Annotated in this window: 5 protein-coding genes; 4 read left to right on the top strand and 1 reads right to left on the bottom strand. The window is 70.6% G+C overall.

All coding sequences use genetic code 11. The features are described from left to right. Positions 1-88 precede the first annotated feature (88 nt). Positions 89-1,201 carry an alpha/beta hydrolase gene (locus ACZ4A5_RS06685; RefSeq protein WP_467579031.1) on the bottom strand — a complete coding sequence of 371 codons (1,113 nt, stop codon included), beginning with the start codon at positions 1,199-1,201 and terminating at the stop codon, positions 89-91. A 275-nt stretch (positions 1,202-1,476) separates the two neighbouring features. On the opposite strand from ACZ4A5_RS06685, the gene mqnC reads away from it, so the two are divergent. The 4 genes from mqnC (at position 1,477) to ACZ4A5_RS06665 (ending at position 6,007) form a co-directional block, all read left to right on the top strand. Next, a complete protein-coding gene (gene mqnC, locus ACZ4A5_RS06680) occupies positions 1,477-2,673 on the top strand; it encodes a cyclic dehypoxanthinyl futalosine synthase (protein WP_467579029.1) in 1,197 nt (398 codons plus the stop codon). 9 nt (positions 2,674-2,682) lie between these two features. Continuing rightward, positions 2,683-3,333, top strand: a complete 651-nt coding sequence (locus tag ACZ4A5_RS06675; RefSeq protein WP_467579027.1) for an imidazolonepropionase-like domain-containing protein — start codon at positions 2,683-2,685, stop codon at positions 3,331-3,333. 257 nt (positions 3,334-3,590) lie between these two features. Next, a complete protein-coding gene (locus ACZ4A5_RS06670) occupies positions 3,591-4,283 on the top strand; it encodes a demethylmenaquinone methyltransferase (RefSeq protein ID WP_467579025.1) in 693 nt (230 codons plus the stop codon). Positions 4,284-4,678: 395 nt separating this feature from the next. Further along, positions 4,679-6,007 (top strand): geranylgeranyl reductase family protein, encoded by a 1,329-nt coding sequence (locus ACZ4A5_RS06665; protein WP_467579141.1) that lies wholly within the window; start codon positions 4,679-4,681, stop codon positions 6,005-6,007. Positions 6,008-6,160: the final 153 nt, after the last annotated feature.

Here is a 6,160-nt window from a genome sequence, read left to right as displayed (position 1 = left end):
GCTGGGGGGGGGGGGGGGGGGGGGTGAGAAAGGTGTTGGGGGGGTGGGGGGCGGGGGGCCCCCCCCCCCCCCCCCCGGGCCGGTTTCGTCAGGAGGCGGGCACGGGGCCTTCCATGTGCTCACTGATCCACTGCATGCTGCCGTCGCCCATGCCCTCGACATAGGTCTTGGCGTCGTGCTTGCCGCCCTGGATGACCTGGAGGCGGGTGTGGATCGGACCCTTGTTGCCGTAGGTCTTGATGAACTGGTCCACCTTCGGGATGACGCTCTTCTCCAGCGTTCCGTACTGGAAGGCGAGATAGACGTCCTGGCCCGGCTTGTTGGCGGCGATCAGGGCCTTGGCCAGCAGCTCGGGGTTGTTCTCGTTCTTCTCCTGCTCGTGGCCCTTCCACAGCGGGGAGTCCGGGACGATGTCCGGGCCGGAGGCGATCACGGCCTTGAACTTGTCCGGGTGCTTGAGCACGGCCTTCAGGCCGGAGAAGCCGCCGGAGGAGGAGCCCATGAAGGCCCAGCCGTCGCGCGAGTTGATCGTCCGGAAGTTCTGCTTCATCAGGTCCGGGACGTCCTCGGTGAGCCAGGTGCCCATCTTCGGCTGGCCGGGGATGTCACTGCCGTCCCAGTAGAGCCCGCCGTCGTCCGGCTTGGGGTTGAGGACGGGCATCGCGAGGAGGAAGGGCTTGCTCTTGCCCTCGGAGTACCACTTGGAGATCGACGACTCCAGCTTGAGGTTGTCGTCCATCCAGTAGTTGGCCGGGAAGCCCGGGCCGCCGGGGAGGGCGATCAGGACCGGGAAGCCGCTCTTGGCGAACTTCGGGTCCTCGTACTCCTTGGGCGCCCACACCCAGACCTTGCCCTTGAAGCCGGACTTCTTGCCGTCGTACGAGACGACCCCGACGTGCGTGCCGTTGCCCAGCGTGCTGGCGATCTTGAAGTCGGCCTTCGGGCCCGTGGGCATCGAGATCTTGGAGTCCGCGGGCTGGTCGCCGCTGGTCCCGCCGGCCTGGCCGCCGCCGTCCGGCACCTCGCCGAAGCTCACGGGCTTGCCCTTGTCGGTGAAGGGCGGGATCTCGAAGTAGGTCATGACGGGCCAGGCGATCAGCCCGAGCACGGCTATGGACGCCACGACGATGATCCATCGTTTGGCGCGGGAGGCCCGGCGGTGGCCCTGGGACCGGTAGGCCCCATTGGATGAGTGCGTCATCGCGTCGCTCCGGATGATGCTGCTGCCCCGAAGGACATGACGGTTTGTTCCGCCCTGATGGATGAGTAATCACGGCCTCCGGGTTCCTCGGAGACCTCGTGAATTGAGTCATAGGCTGAAAATCGGAGTCGTCAGTCCCTGCCAGGAGGAGACGAAGGTCCCGGTGCGAGACGCGCCGGGCGCGGAGGGTGACCGCCGACGGCCGCCATCCGCTGTGTCACAGGGCTGGCGTACGCTGGCCCGGTCGTGTCAAACCCCCTCCGAAGGGACGCCCGGTGACCGAGAACGCCGACCTTCAGTCCGTCCTCGACCGCGCCGCCGCCGGTGGCCGGATCACCGCGGAGGAGGCGCTGGAGCTGTACCGCTCGGCGCCGTTGCACGCGCTCGGCGCGGCGGCGGACGCGGTGCGGCGCCGGCGGTACGCGGGTGTGGAGCACATCGCGACGTACATCATCGAGCGGAACATCAACTACACGAACGCGTGTGTGACGGCGTGCAAGTTCTGCGCGTTCTACGCCCCGCCGAAGAGTGACAAGGTCTGGACGCGCGGCCTGGAGGACATCCTGCGCCGCTGCGCGGAGACCGTGGAGCTGGGCGGCACGCAGATCATGTTCCAGGGCGGGCACCACCCGGATTACGGGGTGGAGTACTACGAGGAGCACTTCGCCGCGATCAAGAAGGCGTTCCCGCAGCTGGTGATCCACTCCCTCGGCGCTTCCGAGGTGGACCACATGGCGCGGATCTCCGGGGTGAGCGCGGAGGAGGCGATCCGCCGGATCCATGCCGCGGGTCTGGATTCGTTCGCGGGCGCGGGCGCGGAGCTGCTGCCGGCGCGGCCGCGGACGGCGATCGCGCCGTTGAAGGAGTCGGGTGAGCGCTGGCTGGAGATCATGGAGCTCGCCCACACCCTGGGCGTCGAGTCCACCTCCACCATGCTCATGGGCACGGGCGAGACGAACGCGGAGCGGATCGAGCACCTGCGGATGATCCGCGATGTGCAGGACCGCACGGGCGGCTTCCGCGCGTTCATCCCGTACACGTACCAGCCGGAGAACAACCACCTCAAGGGCCGCACCCAGGCGACGATCTTCGAGTATCTGCGGATGATCGCGATCGCCCGTCTCTTCCTGGACAACGTGGCGCACATCCAGGGGTCGTGGCTGACGACGGGCAAGGAGGTCGGTCAGCTGTCGCTGCACTACGGCGCCGACGACCTCGGCTCGATCATGCTGGAGGAGAACGTGGTCTCCTCCGCGGGTGCCAAGCACCGCTCCAACCGGATGGAGATCATCGATCTGATCCGTAAGGCGGGCCGGGTCCCGGCGCAGCGTGCCACGACGTACGAGCACCTGGTGGTGCACGAGGACCCGGCGAACGACCCGGTCGACGACCGGGTGGTCTCGCATCTGTCCTCGACGGCGATCGCGGGGGGCACCGCACACCCCGAGCTGAAGATCGTCGCGACGAGCTGACCCCCGGTCGTGCTGACCATTCACACAGCCGGGCTGCTGCTGCCCGGCCCCGGAGCGGCCCCCTTGCCCGAGGGGGCCGTCGCCGTGGAGGGCGACCGGATCGTGGCCGTCGGGGCGTACGCCGACGTGGCCGACGCGCATCCGCTGGCCAGGGTCCGCCGCTGGCCCGGCCTGCTCACCCCCGGCCTCGTGCACCCCGGTGCCGCCGCGCTGCTGGAGGCCGCCTACCACCCGGATCCGCGCGAGGCGCAAGAGCTGGGCGAGGAGCCGCTGACCGGCGACCGGCTGGCGGCGCTCGGCATGGACGACGCCCGCTGGGGCGCGTCCGCGCGGCGCGGCGCGCAGCGGCTGCTGCGGCACGGGACGACCGCGGTGACCGGCCCCTTCGCCCGCGCGGCCGTACGGACGGCAGTGGCGCGGGCGGGCCTCGCCCAGGTCGTACGGCAGGCGCCGCCCGGCCTCGCGCCGGCCCTGGACCCGCTGACGGCCCTGCCCGAAGGCGCCGCGCCGGACGCGGCGTTCGCGGGCGCGCTCGCGCCGGGCGCGCGGGCGGACTTCGCCGTCTTCGACGTCCCGGACGCCGCCGCGCTCGCGGCGCGGGGCGCGGGGTCCTGCGTCGCCACGGTCCTCGCCGGGCGGCTGGTCTACCGCGCGCGCTGACGCGCGTCAGTGATCCGTAAAAGCGGTTGCGCGCGACGTCAGGGGCCCGTTAACGGATGTGGATCTTCCTCTTTCGCTCATAAGAATGAGACGTGCGGGGGCGGTGGGACCGGGGGGTACCCAGTTGGTTCCGGGGGGCGGGGGTCCCCGGTACGACGTCACAGCGCCGAGCGCCGGTGACCCGCCCCCGTCCAGGACTCCTGGGCGCGCGCGAACCCCGCGCGGCACCGCTGTGGCGGGCGGTGAACAATGGGGTCGTGACCCGAGCATCCCTGGACAAGCAGCCGCACGAAGTCGCCGCGATGTTCGACGACGTGGCGGCGAAATACGACCTGACCAACGACGTGCTCTCGCTCGGCCAGGCCCGCCTGTGGCGCAAGGCCGTCGCCCAGGCCGTGAACGCGCGCCCGGGGGAGAAGGTGCTGGACCTCGCGGCCGGCACGGGCACGTCCTCCATGCCGTTCGCCGCGGCGGGCGCGTACGTCGTGCCGTGCGACTTCTCCGTCGGCATGCTGCGCGAGGGCAAGAAGCGCCACCCGTGGCTCCCGCTCACCGCCGGTGACGCGACCCGACTGCCCTTCGCGGACGGCGTGTTCGACGCCGTCACCATCTCCTTCGGCCTGCGCAACGTGCGGGAGACGGACCAGGCCCTGCGCGAGCTGCTGCGGGTGACCAAGCCGGGCGGGCGCGTGGTGATCTGTGAGTTCAGCCAGCCGACGTGGGGGCCGTTCCGCACGGTCTACACGGAGTACCTGATGCGCGCTCTGCCGCCGATCGCCCGGGTCGTCAGCAGCAGCCCTGACGCGTACGTCTATCTCGCCGAGTCCATCCGCGCCTGGCCGGACCAGCCGGCACTGGCCTCCCGCCTCCAGGAGGCGGGCTGGTCGGACGTGGCCTGGCGGAACCTGACGGGCGGGGTGGTGGCTCTGCACCGGGGCACGAAGCGGTAGGGGTTGACCGGGGGTTCGGTTGCCCGCCGTTGCCGCCTGCGGCGCTTTGTTCCCCTACCCCGCCCCTTCCCGAAACTGGTGGCGAGCCCCCAGGCCCCCAGCAACACGCTTCGCGCGGTGTCCTCAATCTCCCCCAGCTAACGCTGGGAGGTGCCCCCAACGGGCTGGATTTGGCTGATGTGAGTGCGCAATCCAGCCCGTCCGGCGATTGAGGACGCTCCCCCAGACTTCGTCCGGGGGGACCCCCAAGGGCGCTCCCGCCGCAGGCGGCAACGGACCCGCAGCCGGGGGTCTGGGGCACGCGCGCCCCAGTTCGGGAAGGGGCGGGTAGGGGAACAAGCGCCGCAGGCCGGCGGACCCGCCGCCCCGGCCCCCCGGCCCACAACCCCCGGCTCATAGACTCGACGCATCAAACCCTCCGTCGAACGGGAGAGCCGACCGTGACCGAGTCCCCCACCGCACACACCGCCGACGTGATCGTCGTCGGTGCAGGCCCGGCCGGCTCCGCCACCGCGTATCACCTGGCCAAGGCCGGGCTGGACGTGCTGCTGCTGGAGAAGACGGCGTTCCCGCGCGAGAAGGTCTGCGGCGACGGCCTGACGCCGCGCGCGACCAAGCAGCTCGTGTCGATGGGCATCGACATCTCCGAGGAGGCGGGCTGGCTGCGAAACAAGGGCCTGCGCATCATCGGCGGTGGCGTGCGGCTCCAGCTGGACTGGCCGGAGCTCGCCTCGTTCCCCGACTACGGACTCGTCCGCAAGCGCGACGACTTCGACGAGCAGCTCGCGCGGAACGCGGAGAAGGCGGGCGCCCGGCTCCACGAGCGGTGCAACGTCGGCGCGCCGGTCATCGACGACCGCACGGGCCGGATCACCGGCGTGCACGCCAGGCTCGGCGAGGAGAAGACCCCGGTCACCTTCCACGCCCCGCTCGTCGTCGCCGCGGACGGCAACTCCACGCGCCTGTCGCTGGGGATGGGCCTGCACCGGCGCGAGGACCGTCCGATGGGCGTGGCGGTCCGTACTTACTTCACCTCGCCCCGGCACGACGACGACTACCTGGAGTCGTGGCTGGAGCTGTGGGACCGGCGCGGCCCGCAGGACCGGCTGCTGCCCGGCTACGGCTGGATCTTCGGCATGGGCGACGGCACGAGCAACGTCGGCCTCGGCGTCCTCAACACCTCCGACTCCTTCAAGGAGCTGGACTGGCGCGAGGTCCTCAAGGCGTGGTGCGCCTCGATGCCGGAGGACTGGGGCTACACCCCGGAGAACATGACGGGCCCCATCCGCGGCGCGGCCCTCCCGATGGCGTTCAACCGTCAGCCGCACTACACGCGCGGCCTGCTGCTGGTGGGCGACGCGGGCGGGCTGGTCAACCCGTTCAACGGCGAGGGCATCGCCTATGCGATGGAGTCCGGCCAGATCGCGGCCGACGTCATCGTGCAGGCCCACGCCCGCGCCTCGTACGCGCAGCGCGAGCTGGCCCTCCAGCGCTACCCGAAGGTCCTCAAGGACACCTACGGCGGCTACTACACGCTCGGCCGCGCCTTCGTGAAGCTGATCGGCAACCCGAAGGTGATGCAGATGGCCACGCAGCGCGGCCTGACGCACCCGCTGCTGATGAAGTTCACGCTGAAGATGCTGGCGAACCTGACGGACCCGACGGGCGGCGACGCCATGGACCGGATCATCAACGGCCTCAGCAAGGTGGCGCCGCGCTCGTGACGAACGAGTGAGTTTCACCCTTTCGGGTAACTTTCATGCCGTTTCGGCGTGTCCGCTTCGCGGAAGAACACAGACAAGCAACCGCTCGCCGTGCGCCACAGCCCCCGTACGGCGGGCGGTCCTTGTATGTGCCGCCACGTACACGAAAGGCAC

Source organism: Streptomyces sp. NPDC025618 (assembly GCF_055558795.1).
This window is presented reverse-complemented; position numbering and strand designations above follow the sequence as displayed.